Annotated in this window: 20 protein-coding genes; 14 read left to right on the top strand and 6 right to left on the bottom strand. The window is 65.5% G+C overall.

Features of this window, described 5'->3' with window-relative positions; genetic code table 11:
- Window positions 1-233 precede the first annotated feature (233 nt).
- The 4 genes from coxB to CUJ90_RS09435 are packed head-to-tail and all read left to right on the top strand — an operon-like array spanning window position 234 to window position 4,459.
- Window positions 234-1,304 carry a cytochrome c oxidase subunit II gene (gene coxB / locus CUJ90_RS09450; protein WP_114162529.1) on the top strand — a complete coding sequence of 357 codons (1,071 nt, stop codon included), beginning with the start codon at window positions 234-236 and terminating at the stop codon, window positions 1,302-1,304.
- 41 nt (window positions 1,305-1,345) lie between these two features.
- Window positions 1,346-3,388, top strand: a complete 2,043-nt coding sequence (ctaD, locus tag CUJ90_RS09445) for a cytochrome c oxidase subunit I (RefSeq protein ID WP_114162528.1) — start codon at window positions 1,346-1,348, stop codon at window positions 3,386-3,388.
- A 1-nt stretch (window position 3,389) separates the two neighbouring features.
- The gene (locus CUJ90_RS09440; RefSeq protein ID WP_114162527.1) at window positions 3,390-4,028 is read left to right on the top strand and encodes a cytochrome c oxidase subunit 3; all 639 of its coding nucleotides are present in this window, start codon (window positions 3,390-3,392) and stop codon (window positions 4,026-4,028) included.
- The gene (locus tag CUJ90_RS09435) at window positions 4,025-4,459 is read left to right on the top strand and encodes a hypothetical protein (protein ID WP_244219896.1); all 435 of its coding nucleotides are present in this window, start codon (window positions 4,025-4,027) and stop codon (window positions 4,457-4,459) included. Before CUJ90_RS09440 ends, CUJ90_RS09435 begins: the two co-directional genes overlap by 4 nt.
- A gap of 19 nt (window positions 4,460-4,478) precedes the next feature.
- Here the strand turns inward: CUJ90_RS09435 and CUJ90_RS32340 are convergent, their stop codons facing one another.
- Window positions 4,479-4,772 (bottom strand): hypothetical protein, encoded by a 294-nt coding sequence (locus tag CUJ90_RS32340; RefSeq protein WP_167449642.1) that lies wholly within the window; start codon window positions 4,770-4,772, stop codon window positions 4,479-4,481.
- Between CUJ90_RS32340 and CUJ90_RS09430 the strand changes: the two genes are divergently transcribed.
- The 3 genes from CUJ90_RS09430 to CUJ90_RS09420 all read left to right on the top strand — a co-directional run bounded on the left by CUJ90_RS09430 (window position 4,735) and on the right by CUJ90_RS09420 (window position 8,773).
- Window positions 4,735-6,033: a c-type cytochrome gene (locus tag CUJ90_RS09430; protein ID WP_244219895.1), complete on the top strand. Its 1,299-nt coding sequence runs from the start codon at window positions 4,735-4,737 to the stop codon at window positions 6,031-6,033. The two genes, CUJ90_RS32340 and CUJ90_RS09430, sit on opposite strands and share 38 nt — an antisense overlap.
- A 103-nt stretch (window positions 6,034-6,136) precedes the next feature.
- A complete protein-coding gene (locus tag CUJ90_RS09425; RefSeq protein ID WP_114162526.1) occupies window positions 6,137-8,110 on the top strand; it encodes a PAS domain-containing hybrid sensor histidine kinase/response regulator in 1,974 nt (657 codons plus the stop codon).
- A 162-nt stretch (window positions 8,111-8,272) separates the two neighbouring features.
- Window positions 8,273-8,773, top strand: a complete 501-nt coding sequence (locus CUJ90_RS09420; RefSeq protein ID WP_114162525.1) for a DUF421 domain-containing protein — start codon at window positions 8,273-8,275, stop codon at window positions 8,771-8,773.
- A gap of 10 nt (window positions 8,774-8,783) precedes the next feature.
- Here the strand turns inward: CUJ90_RS09420 and CUJ90_RS09415 are convergent, their stop codons facing one another.
- Window positions 8,784-10,181, bottom strand: coding sequence for an MFS transporter (locus tag CUJ90_RS09415; RefSeq protein ID WP_114162524.1), 1,398 nt, complete (start codon window positions 10,179-10,181; stop codon window positions 8,784-8,786).
- A 222-nt stretch (window positions 10,182-10,403) separates the two neighbouring features.
- Between CUJ90_RS09415 and CUJ90_RS32820 the strand changes: the two genes are divergently transcribed.
- The gene (locus CUJ90_RS32820; RefSeq protein ID WP_167363301.1) at window positions 10,404-10,556 is read left to right on the top strand and encodes a hypothetical protein; all 153 of its coding nucleotides are present in this window, start codon (window positions 10,404-10,406) and stop codon (window positions 10,554-10,556) included.
- Window positions 10,557-10,698: 142 nt separating this feature from the next.
- Here CUJ90_RS32820 and CUJ90_RS32335 read toward each other — a convergent pair whose 3' ends face one another.
- Window positions 10,699-10,911, bottom strand: a complete 213-nt coding sequence (locus CUJ90_RS32335) for a hypothetical protein (RefSeq protein ID WP_143031967.1) — start codon at window positions 10,909-10,911, stop codon at window positions 10,699-10,701.
- Window positions 10,912-11,323: 412 nt separating this feature from the next.
- Here CUJ90_RS32335 and mprF point away from each other — a divergent pair, with 412 nt between their 5' ends.
- From mprF to CUJ90_RS09390, 5 genes are all read left to right on the top strand, one after another.
- Window positions 11,324-13,876, top strand: a complete 2,553-nt coding sequence (gene mprF / locus CUJ90_RS09410) for a bifunctional lysylphosphatidylglycerol flippase/synthetase MprF (protein ID WP_244220019.1) — start codon at window positions 11,324-11,326, stop codon at window positions 13,874-13,876.
- Window positions 13,873-15,138 (top strand): virulence factor family protein, encoded by a 1,266-nt coding sequence (locus CUJ90_RS09405; RefSeq protein WP_114162522.1) that lies wholly within the window; start codon window positions 13,873-13,875, stop codon window positions 15,136-15,138. The genes mprF and CUJ90_RS09405 overlap by 4 nt, the downstream gene beginning before the upstream one ends.
- 468 nt (window positions 15,139-15,606) lie before the next feature.
- Window positions 15,607-17,178 (top strand): threonine ammonia-lyase, biosynthetic, encoded by a 1,572-nt coding sequence (gene ilvA, locus CUJ90_RS09400; RefSeq protein ID WP_114162521.1) that lies wholly within the window; start codon window positions 15,607-15,609, stop codon window positions 17,176-17,178.
- Between the two features lie 254 nt (window positions 17,179-17,432).
- Window positions 17,433-18,605 carry a 4-hydroxybenzoate 3-monooxygenase gene (locus CUJ90_RS09395; RefSeq protein WP_073432825.1) on the top strand — a complete coding sequence of 391 codons (1,173 nt, stop codon included), beginning with the start codon at window positions 17,433-17,435 and terminating at the stop codon, window positions 18,603-18,605.
- Between the two features lie 216 nt (window positions 18,606-18,821).
- A complete protein-coding gene (locus tag CUJ90_RS09390) occupies window positions 18,822-19,073 on the top strand; it encodes a hypothetical protein (RefSeq protein ID WP_114162520.1) in 252 nt (83 codons plus the stop codon).
- 92 nt (window positions 19,074-19,165) lie between these two features.
- On the opposite strand, the gene CUJ90_RS09385 is transcribed toward CUJ90_RS09390, so the two are convergent.
- The 3 genes from CUJ90_RS09385 to CUJ90_RS33590 all read right to left on the bottom strand — a co-directional run bounded on the left by CUJ90_RS09385 (window position 19,166) and on the right by CUJ90_RS33590 (window position 20,131).
- Window positions 19,166-19,414, bottom strand: coding sequence for a hypothetical protein (locus tag CUJ90_RS09385; protein WP_114162519.1), 249 nt, complete (start codon window positions 19,412-19,414; stop codon window positions 19,166-19,168).
- 78 nt (window positions 19,415-19,492) lie between these two features.
- Complete coding sequence (locus CUJ90_RS09380) at window positions 19,493-19,909, bottom strand: hypothetical protein (protein WP_114162518.1); 417 nt, start codon at window positions 19,907-19,909, stop codon at window positions 19,493-19,495.
- Window positions 19,910-20,008: 99 nt separating this feature from the next.
- Window positions 20,009-20,131 (bottom strand): hypothetical protein, encoded by a 123-nt coding sequence (locus CUJ90_RS33590; protein ID WP_268802013.1) that lies wholly within the window; start codon window positions 20,129-20,131, stop codon window positions 20,009-20,011.
- Window positions 20,132-20,626: 495 nt separating this feature from the next.
- Between CUJ90_RS33590 and CUJ90_RS09375 the strand changes: the two genes are divergently transcribed.
- Window positions 20,627-21,184: a cytochrome b gene (locus CUJ90_RS09375; RefSeq protein WP_374710298.1), complete on the top strand. Its 558-nt coding sequence runs from the start codon at window positions 20,627-20,629 to the stop codon at window positions 21,182-21,184.
- Window positions 21,185-21,238: the final 54 nt, after the last annotated feature.

Below are 21,238 nucleotides of genomic sequence, written 5' to 3'. Positions count from 1 at the left end.
TCCCGCTGTGAGGCGCGGTTGCCGCTGGACGAAGCGTTGATCGAGCCCGGTCATGATCGAGAGGTCGTTATCGGGTTTTTTTGCGCTTAGGCTCCGCGATGTGCCGATGCCGTTCTGCTTACGCCTGAAAGGTTCGTTTCTTGCTGGTTCACCAGGTTGATGCTCACCCGCGCGAGGTCGGAAAACCTTCCGGGTGACGACCCTGAACGGCGAACCCATGGAGCAGAAGCGGCATGCAACGAGCGCTGCCCACGCGAAGCAACGGCATTCGTGCGTCACGAGACGCATGCGCGCGCGCCACGCTCGCGGCGCTCGCCTGGGTGGCGTCCACGGCTCATGCATCGCTCACGGCGCCGCTCAATTACTTCCTGCACGCGGCCGGCCCCGCCGCCGCGCCGACGATGCGGCTCGGCTGGGCGCTCACCGCCATTGCCGTCTGCGTGACGCTGATCGTCGCCGGGTTGCTGATCGGCGCGATCGCGCGCAAGCGTCCGGCCGTGCCCAGCGACTCGCTCGATGCGGAGGCGGGCGGCATGCGCTGGATTTATGTCGGCACCGGCGTATCGTCGCTCGTCCTGTTCGCGATGCTCGTCTATGTGCTGGTGACGCTCGAGTCGGTCGCTTCGCCCGCCGCGCATCCGCAATTGACCATCACCGTCACGGCATACGACTGGTGGTGGAAAGTCGACTACGCCGACGACCCCGACCCGGCCCGCAACTTCAGCACGGCCAACGAGATTCATATTCCGGTCGGCGAGCCCGTCAAGGTTCAGCTCAAAAGCGCCGACGTCGTGCACGCGTTCTGGGTGCCGCAACTCGCGGGCAAGACGCAGACCATCCCCGGACAAACCAACGAGCAGTGGATTCAGGCCGATCATGCCGGCGTCTATCGCGGACAGTGCTCACAGTTTTGCGGCGCGCAGCACGCGCACATGGCCTTCGAGGTGGTTGCGCAAAACGCCGCGGACTTCAATGCCTGGCGCGACGCGCAAGGACGACCGGCCGCGCCCGTCAGCGATCGTGGCGATCCTGCGCTCGCCGCCGGCCGGCATCTGTTCGCCGAGCGCTGCGCCGGCTGCCACATGATTCGCGGCACCGACGCAGCCGGCCTGCAAGCGCCCGATCTCACGCATCTCGGCTCGCGTCGCACGATCGCCGCGGGCGCGCTGACCAATACGCCGGATCATCTGCTCGACTGGATTCAGCACGCGCAGCGGATCAAGCCGGAGGCGTTGATGCCGAATATCGCGCTGACAACGGGCGACGCCGCCGCGCTGTCCGCCTATCTGGCGACGCTGCGTTGAAATCCCGCCGACCCTCCCGACACATTACGGAGCGCCTTTCGATGTCCGATCACGCCGCGTCCGCCGCCACACCGGGCGCTACGAACACCGCTTCAACGAGCACGCCGCCCGCCGCCTCGCCACTTGCGCGCACGCCACGGCGCGGCCGCGTGCTGCCGGGCAGCGCCGAGGAAAAGCGCCTGCGCGAAATCTGGGAAGCCCCGCCGGGCTGGCGCGGCTGGCTCTCCACGGTCGATCACAAGACCATCGGCCTGCGCTACCTCGTCACCGCGTTCGTTTTTCTGCTGATGGGCGGCATCGAAGCGCTGATCATGCGCATCCAGCTCGCGCGCCCCAACGCGACGGTGCTCAGTCCCGAGCAATACAACCAGCTCTTCACGATGCACGGCGTGACGATGATCTTTCTGTACGCGTTGCCCGTGCTGTCCGGCTTTTCGAACTACCTGTGGCCGCTCGTGCTCGGCTCGCGCGACATGGCGTTTCCGCGGCTGAACGCGCTGTCGTACTGGGTGTTTCTGTTCGCGGGCATCTTTCTGTATGCGAGCTTTCCGAGCGGCCAGGCGCCGAACGCCGGCTGGTTCAACTACGCGCCGCTCTCCGGCCTCGAGTACAGCAGCGGGCCGAATATCGACGTGTACGCGCTCGGCATGGTGCTGCTCGGCATCTCGACGACGGTCGGCGCGATGAACTTCGTCGTCACGTTGCTGCGCATGCGCGCGCCGGGCATGTCGCTCGACCGGATGCCCGTGCTGGTGTGGGGCACGCTCACCGCGTCGGGCGGCAATCTGCTGGTGGTGCCCTCGGTGAGTCTCGCGTTCCTGCTGCTGTGGATGGATCGGCGCATCGGCACGCATTTTTTCGACGCGCTCAACGGCGGCCGTCCGCTGCTCTGGCAGCACCTGTTCTGGATCTTCGCGCATCCGTGGGTCTATGCGGTCGTGCTGCCGGCAATGGGCATCGTCTCCGATGCGTTGCCGGTGTTTTGCCGGCGGCCGTTGGTCGGCTATGGACCGGTCGCGCTCGCCACCGTCGCGACGATGGTGATCGGCTTCGTCGTGTGGATTCACCATATGTTCGCGACCGGCATTCCGGCGCTGGCGCTGTCGTTTTTCGGCGCGGCCAGCATGGTGATCGCGATTCCGAGCGCGGTCGCCACCTTCGCATGGATCGCGACGATCTGGACGGGCCGGCCGGTGTTTCGTGTGCCGTTCCTGTTCTTCGCGGGCTTTGTGCTGCTGTTCGTGGTGGGTGGCGTCTCCGGCGTGATGACGGCAGCGGTGCCGCTCGACTGGCAACTCACCGACACGTACTTCGTGGTCGCGCATCTGCATTACGTGCTGCTCGGCATCAACGTGTTCCCGGTGATCGGCGGCATCTATTTCTGGTTTCCGAAGTTCACCGGCAAGATGATGAGCGAGCGCCTCGGCAAGCTCGGTTTCTGGGTGCTGTTCGTCGGCTTTAACGTCGCGTTCTTTCCGATGCATATCGCGGGGCTGCTCGGCATGCCGCGACGCATCTATACGTATCCCGCCGAGATGGGCTGGAACACGGCGAATCTGATCACCTCGCTGGGTTCGTTTCTGTTCGCGGCGGGCGTGCTGATCTTTCTGATCGACGTGCTCGTGAGCCTGAAACGCGGCAAGCCGGCCGGCGACAATCCGTGGGACGCGCCCACGCTCGAATGGTCGATGAGTTCGCCGCCGCCGCCGTACAACTTCGCGGTCGTGCCGTGGCTCGCGAGCCGTCATCCGTTGTGGGAAGGCCGCATCGACGAGCCGGGCATCACGGTCCCCATGCGCTCGCAACTCGACGAAGGCTATCTGCTCGCGCAGGGCCGCGAGGCGCTCGGCACGACCGCGCTCGAAGCCACCCCCGATGTGATTCTGAAGATGCCCGGCGATTCGTATGCGCCGTTCTGGCTCGCGGTGTTCGCGACGCTGGTGTTCGCCGGGCTCGCGTTGGGCGCGTGGATTTTCGCGGGCGCGATGCTGGCGGGCTGCGCGGTGTCGATCGTGGTGTGGTTGTGGCCCGAGCGCGCGTTGATCCAGCGCGAGCCGGTCGCCGTGCGCGACGCGGGAGGCTGACGTGAGCGACGCCGTCGACCTGAATCAGCCTTCACGCGAGCCGGCGCAGCCGCGCCCCTTGCCGGTGGGCAGCGCCGGCGAGCGCTCGGGCGGCTGGTGGGGGTGCCTCACGCTGATCGCCACCGAAGGTTCGCTGTTCGGTTATCTGATCTTTTCGTATCTGTACCTGGTCTCGCAGACGCCGCAGCATTGGCCGCCTGAAGGGCTGCCGAAGCTCGGGCTCGGCATCGCCAACACGGCGATTCTGCTGTCGAGCAGCGTGTTCGTGTGGCTGTGCGAGCGCTGCGTGCGGCGCGCCCGTCTGCGCTGGGCGGTGGCGTCGATGGCGCTAGGCGTGGTGCTCGGCTGCGCGTTCATGGGCATTCAGTTGATCGAGTGGCGCGCGCATCCGTATGGCTTGAGCACGCATCTCTATGGTTCGCTGTATTTCACGATCACCGGTTTTCATATGGCGCACGTGGCGGTGGGCATCGTCGTGCTGCTGTTTCTGCTGCTGTGGACCGCGCTCGGTTATTTCGACGAACAACGCTGCGCCGCGTTGACGATCGGCGGGCTGTATTGGCATTTCGTCGATGTCGTGTGGCTGTTTATTTTCAGCACGCTGTATCTGACGCCTTACCTGTTTCGGGAGTGGTCATGACCGATGACATGACGCCGCGCCTGAGCCGCGAGCCGCCGCATCCGGCCATGCGCGACATGCTGATCGGCCTGCTGCTCGCGCCGTTTGCATGGCTCGCGCAGATGGTGACGACGGAGGCGCTGGCCGCGCAGAGCTGCTATCCGTTCGACCGGCCGCTGTCGGCGCCGCTCGTCGTGTGGATGCGTCCGGCGCTTTTCACGGTGAGCGCTCTGTGTCTCGCGGCCGGCGTGTTCGGCACCTTGACCGCGTGGCGCACGATGCGCCGAATCGGGCCGATGCAGTGGGGCGCGTTGAGCGGCGAGCGCCGCACGCGCGCCGAACTGGACTGGTTCCTGAGCCGCATCGCCGCGATGTGCAGCGCGCTGTTCCTGTTCGCGCTGATCGCGACCGACGTGGCGTTGGCGATCGTGTCGCCATGCAGGGGGTGGTGACGATGCGCGGGTTCAGCGATCACGTTGCGTGGCACGGCGGCCGGCCGGCATGGCGGCGGCTTTGGCATGCCGTGCTCGGCGGCGTCGTGACGCTGGCGTTGGTGTCGAGCGCGGGCGGCACGGGCGGCACAGCGAGCGGCGGCGAGAACAGCACGGCAAATCGCACCGCGAACGGCGGCACGAGCGGCACCGAGAACAGCACGGCGAATAGCACCGCGAACGGCGTCATGAGCAGCACCACGAACAGCACGGCGAATCGCACCGTGAACGGCGTCATGAACAGCACCGCGAACAGCACCGCAAACGGCGTCACGACCAGCACCGCGCCCACCACCGACACCACCACCGCCCAGATCTCCCGCGGCGCCTACCTCGCGAAAGCCGCCGACTGCGCCGGCTGCCACACCGCCCCGCCACGCGTGACGCACCCCGGCGCCGCGCCCACCGCAACGCCTGTATTTGCCGGCGGTCTCGGCATGGTTTCGCCGTTCGGCACCATCTACTCGTCGAACATCACGCCGGACCCGCGCTCGGGCATCGGCCGCTATAGCTACGACGATTTCGCGCGCGCCGTGCGCGAGGGCGTGGCGCCCGGCGGCAAACGGCTGTACCCGGCGATGCCGTACCCCTCGTTTGCGAAGATCGACGACGCCGACCTGCACGCGCTCTACGCGTACTTCATGCACGGCGTGCAGCCGGTGGCGGCACCCGCGCCCGCGACCCGCCTGCCGTTTCCGTTCAACCAGCGCTGGGCGCTCGCGGTCTGGAACTGGGCCTTCGCGCCGAGCGGCCCGTTCAAGCCCGAACCGACCCGCGACGCGCAATGGAATCGCGGCGCGTATCTCGCGCAGTCGCTCGGACATTGCGGCGCGTGCCACACGCCGCGCGGAGCCGCGTACCAGGAGCGCGGCTATAGCGAGGCCGATCCGCTCTTTCTGACGGGCGGCACCAACGACCACTGGTTCGCGCCGAATCTGACGGGCGACCCCGGCTCGGGTCTCGGCAGGCATTCGGCCGCGGACATCGCCGCGTTCCTGAAGCACGGCCACGGCGGCGGACTGATCGCGTTCGGCAGCATGGTGCAGGTGGTCGAAGACAGCACGCAATATCTGAGCGACGCCGACCTCGCGGCGCTCGCCGCCTATCTGAAGAGCTTGCCGCCGCGCGCGCCGAGCGGGCACTTCAACGAGCGTTCGCGCGCCGCGCGGCAGAGCGTGCAGGCGCTGAAAACCGGCGATGTCGAACGGCCCGGCGCCGGCCTCTACGCCGCTTATTGCGCGCGTTGCCATCAGACGGACGGCGCGGGCGTGCCGCAAAAGTATCCGCGCCTCGCGGGCAATCCGGCGGTGTTGTCGGCGTCCAGCACGTCGCTCGTGCGTTTGCTCGTCGAGGGCGGCCGGAGCCCGCGCACGGAACACGGTCCCGAGCCGCGCAAGATGCCGTCGTTCGCCGATCAGCTGAGCGACAGCGAAATGGCCCACGTGCTAACGTTCATTCGCAATACGTGGGGCAATGCGGCAGCGCCGGTGACGACGCGCGACGTGTCGAGCGTGCGCGGCGCTTTACACAAATAGCGCGGCCCGGGTCCGTCGCAACGGCGCGCACGGCCTGATGAGCGAGGCGGCCGGCTGTCGGCGGTGTATGCTTTTGAATGAACCTCTATTCTTCCCGACCCCCATGAAAGAGTTCGATCTCCCTTCCGCCGGCGAGAACGGCGGTCCCGCCCAGAATCCCGCCGCCGTCCGCGCGAGCGCGCTCGTCAACGTCGATTACGGGACGCTGGTGCAGGCGATCGAGGACTACGCGATCTTCCTGCTCGACGCGACCGGGCATGTCGTCAGTTGGAGCGTCGGCGCGCAGAAACTGAAGGGCTACACCGAACACGAGATCATCGGCCAGCACTTCTCGCGCTTCTACACCGCGGAAGCGTTGGCGCGCGACTGGCCCGCCTACGAACTGCAACAGGCGGCGCTGACCGGCCGCTTCGAGGACGAAGGCTGGCGCGTGCGCAAGGACGGCTCGACCTTCTGGGCCAACGTCGTCATCACGGCGATCCGCAACGAGGCGGGCGTGCTCAGCGGTTTCGCCAAGATCACGCGCGACCTGACCGCGAAACGCGAATATCTGGAAGCGCTGCGGCAAAGCGAGGAGCGTTTTCGTCTGCTGGTCGACAACGTCAAGGATTACGCGATATTCATGCTCGATCCGCAAGGTCATGTGGCGAGCTGGAACGAGGGCGCCGCGCGCATCAAAGGCTATGCGCGCGACGAAATCGTCGGCCGGCATTTCTCGGTGTTCTATCTGCCGGAAGACGCGGCGGCGGGCAAGCCCGCGCGCGAACTCGCCATTGCCCGGCAGCTCGGCCACGTGGAGGACGAAGGCTGGCGTGTACGCAAGGACGGCTCGAGTTTCTGGGCCAACGTCAACATCACGGCGGTGTATGACGAATCGAAGCGGCTGCGCGGCTTCGCCAAAATCACGCGCGATCTGACCGAGCGGCGTCAGCGTGAAGAACTGGAGCGCTCGGGCGAACGCATGCGCAAGTTTCTCGCGACCCTCGCGCACGAGTTGCGCAATCCGCTCGCGCCCGTGCGCAACGCGATCGGCGTGATGCAGATCGAGGCGGGAGTGAGTCCCACGCTGGCGCGCTCGCGCGATCTGATCGATCGCCAGGTCACGCATCTCACGCGGCTCGTCGACGATCTGCTCGACATTGGCCGGATCATGTCGGACAAGGTCGAGTTGCGCATTGGCCGCGTCGATCTCGGCGAGGTGGTGGCGCGCGGCATGGAAGCGGCGCGGCCGTTTACCGATGCGCATTCGCAGACCGTTGTAACGAACCTGCCGCGCGAACCGGTGGTCGTGCGCGGCGACATGACGCGTCTCGTGCAGGTGTTGCAGAACCTGCTGCACAACGCGTCGAAGTTCTCGCCGGTGGGCGGCCGCATCGAGATCGTGGTCCGCCTCGATTATCAGATGGCCGTGATGGAAGTGCGCGACCCGGGTTGCGGCATTCCGCTGCGTTCGCTCGATACGATCTTCGAGTTGTTCGTGCAGGAAAAGGAAGGGCAAAGTGTCGGCGAAGGCGGCCTCGGCATCGGCCTCACGTTGTGCAAGTCGCTGATCGAAATGCATGGCGGCAGCATTGTCGCGAGCAGCGCGGGGCCGGGGCGCGGCAGCACGTTCACGCTGAGTCTGCCGCTCGCCGCGGCGCCCTCCGAGGCCGCCGCCGCTCAGCCGGGCGAGGCCTCGGGCGAGGTTGCGCCGCTGCGCATCCTGCTGGTCGACGACAACCGCGACTCCGCCGACAGTCTCGCGATGCTGCTCGAACTCAAAGGCCACGAAGTGCGCATCGCCTACGAGGGCGAGGCGGCGCTGCACGTCGCGCCGCGCTTTGCGCCGCATCTCGCCGTGATCGACCTGGCGATGCCGAAGATGGACGGCTACGCGACGCTCGCGGCGCTGCGGGCCATGCCGGAACTCGCCGACACGATGTTCGCCGCGATGACCGGCTTCGGCCATGAGAGCGATCGCGAGAGCACTGCAAAGGCCGGCTTCCATGTTCATCTCGTGAAGCCGGTCGAGCTTGCCCGCTTCGATGCATTGCTGACGCAGGTCGAACAGCGGCGCAGCGGGGGCGGTGGCGGCTAGCCGCGCTCACGCCCGTTTTCATCGCTTCACGTTCCGGGCATCGCGCTGCCTTGCGGGCATTGAATACCCGAGGCACATCGTTTGCTGCGCGCCCTATGAACGCTGCGGCCGCCGCTCGCGACAGAGAAAACCAGGGCGGCCGCCTGTCGCGAGGAGGGCGATATGAACGACGTGATTTTCACGCTGTTTGGCGACGGCAGGAATCTCGATCCGCTGCAGATGGGGCTGCGCGCCGTGATCGTGTTCGTGATCACGTTGGTGTTGATCCGCATCTCGGGCCGGCGCTCGTTCGGGCAGCGCTCGCCGTTCGATCTGGTGGTGGTGATCCTGCTCGGCGCGACGCTGAGCCGGGCGATCGTCGGCGCGTCGCCGTTTCTCGCGACGATCGCGGCCGCGTTCGTGATCGTCGTGTGCCATCGGCTGCTGGCGTGGGCTTGCGTGCACTCGCATGGGCTGGAGCGGCTGGTCGGCGGCGGCGAACGCGAGGTGTTCAGCAACGGCAAATTCAACGAGGACGAAATGAACGCCGCGCTGATTACGGCAACCGATATTCGCGAGAGCGTGCGGCAGAAAACCGGCGCGTGCTCGTTCGACAACGTGGCCGCCGCGATTCTCGAACGCAACGGCGAGGTGAGCGTGATTCGCAAGAAGCAGCCCGGTTAAGGGCGCCGGGTCAGCCGCGGCCGCCGCGCGCAATCTCGTCGCCGGCGCCGTGCGGCAGACGCCGCGTAACCGGAATCGAGGCGAACGAGCACAAACCCACCACCAGGAACGCCGGCCAGAAGTCCGACCACATCATGCTCGGATGCCCGTGCAGCGCGCGCGAAATCTGCAGCACGATACCGCCGATCGTCACGCCCAGACCGAGCGACATCTGCTGCACCACGCTGCCGAGACTGGTGGCGCGGCCCACGTCGCGGCTCGCGATTTCCGCGTAAGTGAGCGAGTTCAGACTCGTGAATTGCAGCGCGGGAAAGAAGCCGCCGAGCAGCACGACCGCCCAGATGATCCAGACCGGCGTGCCGGGGAAAAACAGTCCGCACGCCGCGATCGACAACCCCGACAATGCCGCGTTGACCACCAGCACCGAGCGAAAACCATAGCGATGCAGCACGCTCGAGGCGACCGTGCGCATGAACATGCCGCCGAACGCGGAAGCACAGGTGATCAGGCCGGATTCGAACGCGCTCATGCCGTGGCCCTCCTGCAGCATCAGCGGCAGCAGAAACGGCAAGGCGCCGAGCCCGATGCGAAACAGCGAGCCGCCGAGCACGCTCGCCTGGAAGGTCGGCACCTTGAAAAAGCGCAGGTCGAGCAAGGGCAACTCGACGCGCCGCGCGTACACCACATAGCCTGCGAGCAGCACGGCGCCGCTTGCGCACATGCCGAACGCGTCCCGATTCGAAATCAGTTCGCCGCCCACCAGCGAGAGCCCCAGCAGAAGCAGCACCGCGCCCGCCGCCGAGAGAAAGAAACCGACCCAGTCGAGCGGGCCGGGGTGGGGTTCACGCGTATTGGCGATGTGCCGGTTGGTCAGATAGATGCCGAGCATGCCGATCGGCACGTTGATGAAGAAGATCAGGCGCCAGTGCAGATAGGTCGTGATGAAGCCGCCGAGCAGCGGCCCGGCGGCCGGGCCGAGCATCGCGGGCACGCTCAGGTAGTTCATCGCGCGGATGAAATCGGATTTGTGGACCACCCGGAAAATGATGATGCGGCCGACCGGCACCATCATCGCGCCGCCCACGCCTTGCACGAAACGCGCGAGCGTGAAGGTCGCCAGCGAATTCGACGCGGCGCACAACAGCGAGCCGGTCACGAAGATGCCGATCGCGGTGCGAAAGATGGTGCGCGCGCCGAAACGGTCGGCGAGCCAGCCGCACACGGGGATGAACACGCCGAGACCGAGCACGTAGCTCGTCACCGCGATTTTCAGCGTGACCGGATCGCGCCCGAAGTCGCGTGCCATGGCCGGCAATGCGGTGACGATCACATTGGCGTCGACGCTTTCCATGAACATCGCGCAGGCTACGATAAGCGGCGCGATCAGGGCTTTCTGGACGACGGGCATGAAGGCGGGTCTGCGGCGTGCTGTCGCAGGCAAAGGGCCATTATTGCACCTGTACGGTGCGGTTTGCTAATAGCCGGCTATCCCTCTGGCGAAAGACGCTGCGAGCGGCCGTGACCGTCGCGCAACAAGTCCACAGCGGGTTTTTAATAGTTGTTGCAGTGCGACAGGATAGGTCTATAATCGGGTTATTCCCTAGGTATAAACCCTATAAAGGAGCCCACCATGAACACCGCTACTCATACCGCAGCCGCTCGCGCCACCACCGCCAAGAACATCACCTTGCTGGGCAAACTGCGCGCCCTGGCGCTGCACGCGTTGAACCTGCATCTGCAAACCTGCGCCGTGATCGCTGAAGCGCACCGCCGTCCGCAGTAAGCGCACGCAGTAAGGGCAGTACCGCAGCCGGCATTGGCTGCAAGACCTGGCGGGCGCGCGAGTGCGCCGTCTGCCGCGCTCGCGGCAGCACGCTCGCGATTCACGCGCGCCCGTCCGGTTACCTACTGCTTTGCTTGCGTATTCAGTCGCGAGTGCGCTTCGACACCCTCGCCACGACGTTTCGCATCTTCATCGCTCGCGCGGAAAACGAACTCATCAAAAGCGCGGTCGACACCAGCCCCAGCAGACAGATTCCCGCCATCATCCATTCCTGATTCGCCATCATCGTTCTCCTTGGGTCGAACTTCGCTTCACGCGGCACGTTCGCGACAGGTTGCCGGGCCGTTACTTCCATTTACGGCACATGAAGCGCAAAGCTTGATAGAGCAGAGCGGCTTACGGATCGCTCATGGCTGTTTCGGATCATCGGCGCGACGCCGAATCTTCATCCCGCACGACGCGATTCGCGTTTACACTCCTGCCCCTGTCGAGCGCGGCGCGATCCTCGTCGACATCTCGACCCAATCATCTTGCGCACCGCCATGGCAAACGCGCAACGCGCATTCAGCCTCGATCACGAGCCCCAGGTTAATCCCGGGTTGAACGGCCGCTGCTGTCAACCTTTTCAATGTTTTGCCGTTATCTCGTTGTAATCGCCGAGGCAAGGCGATGTCGCGGCAGACGACCCGTCGTCGTGACAGCTCCACGCAAGGCCCGCATTGACCATGTTCCATCGACATAACAATAAGTTCGACCGGCTAGTCGCGATGTTCGACCGTGCATCGAAAACGCTTGGCCACCGCGGAATCCTCTCGCCCTTGCTCGCGCTCGTCATCGGCGGGCTGCTGCTGATCGTCTTGCAGCATCTTTCACAAGCGGTCGACTACCGCTCGGTGATGCGCGAATTGCGTCACCTGAGCGCCGGCGAGTGGACCGCCGCGCTCGCCGCGACCACGCTCAGTTATGTGGCGCTGGTCGGCCGCGATCTCGTCGGCTTGCGATACCTGGGCGTCGCCGTGCCGCGCGCCGCGCTGTGGATCGGCGCCACCGCGGGCTCGGCGCTCGGCAATGCCACCGGGTTCGGCGCGTTGACGGGCGGCGCCGTGCGCGCGCGGGTCTACGGCGTGGCGAGCGTCACGCCCGCGCAGATCGGCCGCATGACGGTGTTCACGAGCGTGTCGCTGGCGCTCGCGCTGGTGCTGATGACGGCGCTCGGCATGGTCTGCGCCGCCGGCCTGCTCGCGCCGATGCTCCATCTCACGCCGATGGCGCTCCGCTGGAGCGGCGCGGCGCTGCTCATCGCGCTTGCGCTCGCGGCCGCTGCCTGCCGTCGCGACACGCGCGCGGTCCGCACGCGCTGGGCGTGGCTGTCGTTCGACATTCCGGCGCGCCGCGATCTGCTCGAGCAAGTGGCGCTCGCCGTGGTCGACGTGGTGGCCGCGGGCCTTGCGCTGTGGGCGCTGCTGCCGCATGCGGACGTGAGCTTCGTCACCTTCATCACCGTCTATGCCGCGGCCATGCTGCTCGGCATGATCGGCCATACGCCCGGCGGCGTCGGCGTATTCGAAGCCGCCATGGTGTTCACGCTGAACGGCAGCGTGCCCACCCAGCAGATGGTCGCGGCGCTGCTCGCCTATCGCGCGATTTACTTCGGCGCGCCGCTGGTCGTCTCGGCCGCGCTGCTCGCCGGCTTCGAGGGCCGCGCGCTGAAAGGGCGTTTGCCGCTGCACCATGCGGCGGCCGTATCGAAGCTCGCGCCGCTGTTTCTGAGTCTCGTCACGTTCGTGGTCGGCGGCATGCTGGTGATTTCCAGCGCGACGCCTGCGTTCTGGCAACGCATTCGCATTCTGCGCGACGTGCTGCCGCTGTGGGTGCTCGAAAGCTCGCAGCTGCTATGCAGCGTGCTGGGCGTATTGCTGCTGTTCGTCGCGCGCGGGCTGTTGCGCCGGCTGGACGCCGCCTGGTGGATGACCTTGCTGCTGGCGGTGTTGAGCCTCGCGCTGTCGCTCACCAAGGGTCTCGCGTTCGTGGAGGCGGCCGTGCTCGGCATGCTGATCGTGCTGCTGCTGGCCACGCGCAAGCGCTTCAACCGTCACTCGTCGCTGTTCGCCGAACGCTTTACGGCGGGCTGGCTGGTCTCCGTTGCGATGGTGCTGATGCTGGCCGTCTGGGTGATGCTGTTCGCCTTCCGCGACGTGCCGTACACTGGCGACCTGTGGTGGCAATTCGCCTTCGACGAACGCGCGCCGCGTGCATTGCGCGCCACGCTGGCCGCGAGCCTGTTCGCCGCGACGTTCTGTTTCTGGCAACTGCTGCGCCCGGCGCCCGGCCATTTCGTCAAGCCGGCGCCGGAGGATCTTCAGGACGCGGCGCGCATCGTGCGCGCGCAGGAGCGCAGCGACGCCGGTCTCGCGTTGATGGGCGACAAGAGCTTCCTCTTTTCCGAGTCGCGCGAAGCCTTCCTGATGTACGCGAAAAACGGCCGCACGTGGGCCGCGCTGCACGATCCGGTGGGGCCGCGCGAGGAATGGGCCGGCCTGATCGGCAAGTTCGTCGCGCTCGCGCATGCGCACGGCGGGCGCGCGGCGTTCTATCAGGTGCGCGCCAACGCGTTGCCGCTTTACCTCGACGCCGGCCTCACGCTGATGAAGCTCGGCGAGGAAGCCCACGTCGTGCTCGACGATTTCGACCTGAAGGGCTCGCATCGCGCGCATCTGCGCTATGCGCTCAAGCGTGGCGAGCGTGACGGCTTCACCGTCGACGTGATTCATCGGGCCGATGTGCCGGCGTCGCTCGAAACGCTGCGGCAGATTTCCGACGGCTGGCTCGGCAGCCGCGACGCGCGTGAAAAGAGCTTTTCGGTCGCCGCGTTTACCGACGACTACCTCGCCGCGCAATCGGTGATGCTGGTGCGCCAGCACGGCGAGCCGGTGGCGTTCGTCACCTTCATGACGACCGACATGCATACCGAAGCCACGGTCGGCGTGATGCGGCATGTGGCGAGCGCCTCGCCTTACGCGATGGAATATCTGTTCACGCAACTGGCGCTGCATTTGAAGCAGGCGGGCTTCCGCTCGCTGAGTCTCGGCATCGCGCCGCTCTCCGGCATGCAGCCCACGCCGCTGGCGTCGCGCTGGCATCGCCTCGCCGGCATCGTGTGGCGCTTCGGCGGCCGCTTCTACAACTTCCGCGGACTGCGCGCTTTCAAGAGCAAGTTCCAGCCGCATTGGGAGCCGCGCTATCTCGCGGCGTCGGGTTCGGTGGGCGTGTTCTTCACGCTCGCGGACCTGTCATTGCTGGCGGGAGGCCGGCGCTCATGACATTGCATCGTTTCTTCAGGCTCGCCGTGGCGGCGAGCTGCCTGATTGGCGGCAGCGGCGCCCACGCCGCGACCAGCATCGTGCCGGGCGGCCGTTATGGCGAGGTCAGGGTCACGCAGCCGGCGGGACCGTTGCGGGGTTTCGTCGTGCTGTACTCGCAAGCGAGCGGCTGGAGCGCCGCGGACCAGCAGGCTGCCGATGAGCTCGCCAAGGCCGGCGCGTTGACCGTCGGCGTGGATACGGCGCGTTATGCGGCCAATTTGCGCGCGCGGAAGGAGGCCTGCCATCAACTGGTGGGCGATGCCGAGGCCTTGAGCCATCAGTTGGAACGGCAATCGCAATCGAGCCATTATTTCGCGCCGATCGTCGCGGGTACGGGGCAGGGCGCGACGCTCGCGATGCACGTGCTGGAGCAGGCGCCGTCGAACACGATCGCCGGCGCGGTGACCGTGGATGCGGAACGCACGCTCGATGCGCGCTTTCGGCCATGCCCGCCCGACCCGACCGTGATCCGCGACAAGGTGCCGGGCTTCGTCGAAAAGGCCACGACGGGCAACGCGGATCGCGCGCGCCTCGTCGCATTGCTCACGCCGCATCTGCAAGCGATGTCGACGAGCGACGAGGACGTCTCCGACTTGCCGCTCATCGAGTTGCCGGCGGCGCAGCCAAACGGGCTCATGGCGATCGTGATTTCCGGCGACGGCGGTTGGCGCGATCTCGACAAGACCATCGCTCAAGGGTTGCAGAAAGACGGCGTTTCCGTGATCGGCTGGGACAGCCTGCGTTATTTCTGGAGCGAGAAGCCGCCCGCGCAGACGAGCCGCGACCTCGCGCGCGTGATGCAAACCTACGGCTCACGCTGGCATGCTCAGCACATCGCGCTGATCGGCTATTCGTTCGGCGCGGACGTGATGCCGTTCGCGTACAACCGGCTGCCCGAAGCGCAGCGCGCGAAAGTGTCGTTGATCGCGCTGCTCGGCTTCGCGCCCGACGCCGATTTCCAGATTCGCGTGGGCGGCTGGCTCGGCATGCCGGCAAGCGATAGGGCCTTGAAGGTGCTGCCCGAAGTGGCGCGTGTGCCGCCCGCGATCGTGCAGTGCTTCTACGGCGAGAGCGAGAAAGACACCTTGTGTCCGGTACTCGGCAAAACCGGCATCGAGGTGATTCGCACCTCGGGCAGCCATCACTTCGGCGGCGACTACAACGCGCTCGAGCGGCACATTCTGAGCGCCTTCAAGAAGCGCAGCGGCGTGGGCAACTGACCGGCGTGCGGCGTGCGGTGTGCGGCCTGGAGCCGGTCTTCGCGCGCGCTCAAGCGTATGTCGGGAGGGCTATCGCTCATGGGACGGCCCGGCGATTTTCCCCGCGCTAACGCAGCGCGCGTTGCGGGACGGTCCCAACTGCCGCTGCTGCAGCGGTCCGCTCGACGAACGACTGGACCAACTGAACTTTCATATCGGGCCGGCTGTGTCCGATACGGTTTTGCGCGCCGCCCAGGCGGCGCACCGTCCTTGACAAACATCGCGAGCTCAACGATGATCCGGCGCATGAACTGCCTCGACATCCGTATTGCGCTGATTATTAGCATCATTCATCGAATGGTGGGTTAGCGCGCGTCGGCTTGCAGTGACACATTAACCCGCCCCACGAGGCGGGTTTTTTTATGTCCGCGTGCCTGCCTCCTGGTTCTCTCTCTCTGCTGATCCGTTTTTGCCGCACAGGAGCTTGCCTTGCCGCTATTCGAACTCGACCAGGTTGCCGAAGCCGCCGACAGCGTGGCGCTGCGCCACGACTACCTGAAGAAAACCCTGACCGCGCGCGTCTACGACGTGGCACGCGAGACCGAACTGGAACGCGCGCCGAATCTGTCGGCGCGCCTGCGCAATCCGGTCTACCTGAAGCGCGAGGACAACCAGCCGGTGTTCTCGTTCAAGGTGCGCGGCGCGTACAACAAGATGGCGCACATTCCGGCCGAGGCGCTGGAGCGCGGGGTAATCACCGCGTCGGCGGGCAATCATGCGCAAGGCGTGGCGCTGTCGGCGACACGGCTGGGCGTGAAGGCGATCATCGTCGTGCCGGTGACGACGCCACAGGTGAAGGTCGATGCGGTGCGCGCGCATGGCGGGCCGACCGTCGAGGTGGTGCAGTCCGGCGAGTCGTATAGCGATGCGTACGCGCATGCGCTGACGTTGCAGGAAGCGCGCGGCCTGACCTTCGTGCATCCGTTCGACGATCCGTATGTGATCGCCGGCCAGGGCACCGTCGCGATGGAAATTCTCAGCCAGCATCAGGGACCGATTCACGCGATCTTCGTGCCGATCGGCGGCGGCGGACTCGCGGCGGGCGTCGCCGCGTACGTGAAATCGGTGCGCCCGGAGATCAAGGTGATCGGCGTGCAGACCGACGATTCGTGCGCGATGGCCGCGTCGCTGAAAGCCGGCGAGCGGGTCACGCTGAACGAGGTCGGCCTGTTCTCGGACGGCACCGCGGTGAAGCTGGTCGGCGAGGAAACCTTCCGCCTGTGCCGCGAGTATCTCGACGACGTGCTGCTCGTGAACACCGATGCGCTGTGCGCGGCGATCAAGGACGTGTTCCAGGACACCCGCAGCGTGCTCGAGCCCGCCGGCTCGCTCGCGGTGGCCGGCGCGAAACAGTATGCCGAGCGCGAAGGCATCGAGAACCAGACGCTGGTCGCGATCACGTCGGGCGCGAACATGAATTTCGACCGCATGCGCTTCGTGGCCGAACGCGCCGAAGTGGGGGAAGCGCGCGAGGCGGTGTTCGCCGTGACGATTCCCGAGGAGCGCGGCAGCTTCCGGCGCTTCTGCGAACTGGTCGGCACGCGCAGCGTCACCGAGTTCAACTACCGGATCGCGGACGCGAGCTCGGCGCATATCTTCGTCGGCGTGCAGATCAGGAACCGCAGCGAGTCCGCGCAGATCGCGGGCGCCTTTGAAGCGCACGGCTTCGCGACCGTCGACCTGACCTTCGATGAACTCTCGAAGCAGCACATCCGCTACATGGTCGGCGGCCGCTCGCCGCTCGCGCATGACGAACGGCTGTTCCGCTTCGAGTTTCCCGAGCGGCCGGGCGCGCTGATGAAGTTCCTGTCGTCGATGGCGCCGAACTGGAATATCAGCCTCTTTCACTATCGCAACCAGGGCGCGGACTACAGCTCGATTCTCGTCGGCATTCAGGTGCCCGACAGCGAGAACAGCGAGTTCGGACGCTTTCTCGCGACGCTGGGGTATCCGTACTGGGAAGAGACGCAAAACCCCGTGTATCGCCTGTTTCTTGCGTAATGGTGGAGCCGGTTGCCGTTCGGGGTTTACCTTGAGATCGGCTAAAGCGATGTGGAACAGCAGTGATCGTTGCAGGAGACCGCAAGCTCTGTCGGCAGGGCGTTCGAGTGCATACGTGCACCTCGGCGCCACGCTCGCACGTCGACTTGCTATCTTGAATCGGCATACGGCATATCCGCCATATCGCGTTGCGCGATACCGCGCATGATCGTCAAACTGGGCGCAAATCAATCGCCGCATTCAGGAGACAACTCATGCGCACCCAGATTGGCATCATCGGTGCCGGGCCCGCGGGCCTGCTGCTTTCCCATCTTCTTCATTTGCGCGGTATCGACTCCGTCGTGCTCGAATCGCGCACGCGCGAACAGATCGAATCCACCATTCGCGCCGGCGTGCTCGAACAGGGCACGATGGACCTGCTGACCGAAGCCGGCGTCGGCGCGCGCATGAAAGCGGAGGGCGCGCTGCATCACGGTTTCGAACTCGCTTTCGAGGGCAAGCGGCGGCGCATCGATCTGACCGGACTCACCGGCCATTCGATCACCGTTTACGCGCAGCACGAAGTCATCAAGGATCTGGTCGCGGCGCGTATCGCCGCGGGCGGGGCGCTGCGTTTCGGCGTGTCGGAGACCTCGCTGCACGACATCGAGACCGACTCGCCTTCGATCCGCTATCGCCACGAAGGTGAAGCATGCGAACTGCAATGCGACTTCGTGATCGGCTGCGACGGTTCGCAAGGCGTCTCGCGCGCGTCGATTCCGCAGGCGCTGCGCAAGGACTTCGAACGCGTTTATCCGTTCGGCTGGTTCGGGATCTTGTGCGAAGGACCGCCTTCTTCGGAAGAATTGATCTATGCGCGGCACGAACGCGGTTTTGCGCTGATCAGCACGCGCTCGCGCAACGTGCAGCGCATGTATTTCCAGTGCGATCCGAAAGACTCCGTCGACCATTGGTCCGACGACAGAATCTGGGCGGAACTGCACGCGCGGGTCGATTCGCACGACGGCCAGAAGCTTGTCGACGGCAAGATCTTTCAAAAGAACATTGTCGGCATGCGTAGTTTCGTGTCGGCCACGATGCAGCACGGCCGGCTCTTTCTTGCCGGGGACGCCGCGCATATCGTGCCGCCCACCGGCGCGAAAGGAATGAATCTCGCCGTCGCCGATGTGCGCGTGCTCACCCGCGCGTTGAAGGCGTTCTACGTGGAAAACCGCACCGATCTGCTCGACAGCTATAGCGAAACCGCGCTCAAGCGCATCTGGCGCGCCGAGCACTTCTCGTACTGGATGACGAGCATGATGCATCGTATCGAAGGCGCGTCGCCGTTCGAGCAGCAGCTTCAGGTGGCCGAACTCGAATACGTGACCACGTCACGCGCGGCAGCCACGGTCATGGCGGAAAACTACGTGGGGGTTGCCGCCGTTTAGAGCAAACGGGGAGGGCGTCGGCGATTGAATGTGTCCGGCGCCGAGTGCGTGCGAAGGAACGCCCGATCAGCACGTTGTTCATTGTCGTGCGCGAAGCAACAGTGAATTCATGATTAGCGGATTTATCCCGTAAGGCCGGCCACCTACACTGCCTTCATCGCTGCAACACAAGCCGCATCGGCAGCGCGTACAAAGACAATCCCTGGAGGTGGTTACATGAAATCGCTCATTCAAGCTGTTGCTATCGCTGTCGTTCTTGCCGCGCCGCTTGCTTCGTTTGCGCAGCCGTCCGCTCAGCCGGTTTCGCAAGACGTTCAAGCCACGCAAGCGCGGACCTCCGACCCGCAAAACGCGGCTCAAGCCGACACCAGCGGATATGGTTCGCGCAGCCACGGCACGTGGCAAGCCGGACATGGCCGCGATACCACGGTCAGTTCGTATTCGCCGCCGATTTATAACGCGCGTTGAAGCAGTCAACGAAGCATTCAGCGAAGCACGCGGCGAGCACCTCGCCGCGTGCTTCGTCCGTCTCGCACCCAAGTTTTAACCTAAGTTCCAACCTAAGCTCCACGCAACAACGTCACTTCATTGCGCAACAGCGCGAGCAGATCTTCATCGGTCGGCCGCGTGCCCCAATGCCGCGCCCCCGCCGCGGATGCAATCGCGATCCACGAATGAGGCGGAAACCATTCGCGCAGCAACGCGCCATCCTGACGCAAGCACAATTGGCCGGTCAGTTCACTGTATTCGGCGCACATGAGCACGCCGTCGACTTGCGCGGTGACACGCCGGGGATCGCTGGTTAGCAAATCATCGCTCCTGCAAAGTGGGTGACGCTCATGCGTGTGCGGCCCGGCGTGGCCGATGATGCCGCCGGGTGCCGCGTATCAATGGTCGCCGTGGCCGCGACCCTCGCCGTGACCATGACCATCGCCGCGCCAATCGCCACGCGGGCCGCCGTAGCCGTAGCCGCGCCCGCCGTCGTGCCAGTCGCCGCGCGGTCCGCGGGCTTCATGCCATTCGCGCCCGCCACGGTGACGCGCTTCCCAGTCGCGCCGCTCCCAATAGCGATGACCGTCGTAATAGCGCTCGCCGTACCAGCCGGGGCTGATGACCACCACGGGAGGAGGCGCATACACCGGCGGGGGTGGCGCATAGACCGGCTCGGGCGCGTAAGCGACGCCCGGAACGCCGATGTTCACACCGACGCCCACATCGACGTGCGCGAGCGCGACCGACGATGCGCCGATCCCCAGACCTGCAACGATCGCCATGGACAGCCAGCGGTTTCGTGAATGACTCATGTTTTATTCTCGGGTTTTACGATTGAGTTGGCACCGCGGGATGCGGGACTGCGCGGATCGAGCTTGGTAACGGGCTTAGTAACCGGCTTAGTAGCGGGCTTAGTAACGGTCGCGATAGCGGTAATGGTCGTGATAGCCGCCGCCTGCCGGCACCACGATGCAAGCGCTCAAGGCGCTGCCGAGCGTTACCGCCAATATGACCAGCGCGAGAATTCGTTTCATGACCTTGCTCCCTTTCCTTGTTGATCCGAACTCTACTGAGCCGTCGCATTACCGATGTGTTCGTGTGTAACAGGACGTGTCGATTCGATCCGCTGTCGCCGGAGCGCGGACGTGGGCAGGAGGGCGTTGGAAAGGCGCGCGGCGGAGCGATGCGCCGGCAAGCAGTTGCCGGCAACCCGTTGAGCGCGTTATGGAAAAGAGGACGGCTGCGGCATCCGGCGCCGCCGGGCGCGTTCAGGGGCCGACGACTTTGCTCAGTGGATACATTCGGTTGCAGACTGCGTGGATGATCTTGCGCTCGCGCAACGACGCAAGATCGTCTTTAGCCGATTATCAGTGGACCAGGCGGCCTCGCGCGTGCAGCGCGCCGACAGATGGCGCATCAGCAATTCTTAAGGTTGCGCGTGTAGCATACCCGGCGCATGCGCCCGCGATTCTTTATGCCGGCGTGACCTGCATCCCCAACCAACCGCTAAACGACGGCGACAAACGCTCATGAAAATGCAATCCGACCAAGCCGATCTTTTTCGCCCTTATACGGCGGGTTACGACGGCGTAGCGAAGTTCTTGCACTGGCTGGTGGTCCTGCTGATCTCGGCCCAGTTCGTGATCGGCTGGACCATGCCGGAGATTCACAAGGACACGCGGCCGGACGGCCTGATCGCATGGCACCTCGGCGTGGGCGCCACGCTGATTGCAGCGGTGGCGTTGCGAATCGTCTGGCGTCTCACGCATTCGCCCGCGCCCGCGGACGTTTCACCTTCTCTGCGGATCGTGTCGAACGTCACGCATGGGTTGCTGTATCTCGCGCTGGTGATCGTGCCGGTGCTGGGCTGGGCCAATGCATCCTCGCGCGACTGGTTGATCAGGCTATTCGGCGTGCTGCCTTATCCGGCGATCGCACCAGTCGGCTCGCCTGTCGCTCATGAAATGGGCGACATTCATGGCGTGCTGGCCTGGGTGCTGTTCGCGCTGATTGTCTTGCACGTCGGCGGGGCGCTCTTTCATCGCTTCGTGCTGAAGGATCGGGTTATGCAGCGGATGCTGCCTTGAATGTTCGCGCGGCGGGCGCGTCGACTCTCGCGCCGCTCGATGCCTGCCGCGCGT

This window comes from Paraburkholderia terricola (genome assembly GCF_003330825.1).
In the GTDB taxonomy this organism is placed as follows: Bacteria; Pseudomonadota; Gammaproteobacteria; order Burkholderiales; family Burkholderiaceae; genus Paraburkholderia; species Paraburkholderia terricola.
This window is presented reverse-complemented; position numbering and strand designations above follow the sequence as displayed.